The following is a 444-nucleotide window of genomic DNA, read 5'->3' on the forward strand; positions in this document are numbered from 1 at the left end:
CAAAGCCTGTGATAGCGGTTGCAGATGATGATTGCATGTGGGCTTGCTCAAAAAAAACAGATAATTAAAAAATCAGCATGTGATGCCTGAGGTATCAGCTTTTTGGCGCTTCGGTTTTACCGCCCATTTTTTCGCAAGAACCGGCAGGTACTTTTTTCCATTCACCAGGATCATTATCTTTCTTTGCCTGTCCCGCACACGAGTGTGTACCTGACTTGGTCGCACAGTCATTCTGACCGGCTTTTGCTACGCCATAACATTTTTCTGTTTTTGCCGGTGCTTTCGCATCATCCGCAGCGACTGCGACTGCCGAAGTGACCAAACCAGCCAATGCCATTGCGATCAAAGTTTTGTTACTCATCTTTATCTCCTAAGTTAAAAAAGGGACCTGCAAGCCTTAGTCGCCAGGCTCACCGGATTACTTACACATAAAATGAAAAAACT

The 444-nt window shown here is 45.0% G+C and carries 1 protein-coding gene; it reads right to left on the reverse strand.

Annotated elements, in window-relative coordinates; all coding sequences use genetic code 11:
- Nucleotides 1–94: 94 nt before the first annotated feature.
- Entirely contained in the window at nucleotides 95–361 is a 267-nt protein-coding gene (locus KDM89_RS19830; RefSeq protein WP_186880184.1) for a BufA1 family periplasmic bufferin-type metallophore, read from the reverse strand.
- Nucleotides 362–444 lie beyond the last annotated feature (83 nt).

This window comes from Cognatundibacterium luofuense (genome assembly GCF_018139685.1).
In the GTDB taxonomy this organism is placed as follows: domain Bacteria; phylum Pseudomonadota; class Gammaproteobacteria; order Burkholderiales; family Burkholderiaceae_D; genus Undibacterium; species Undibacterium luofuense.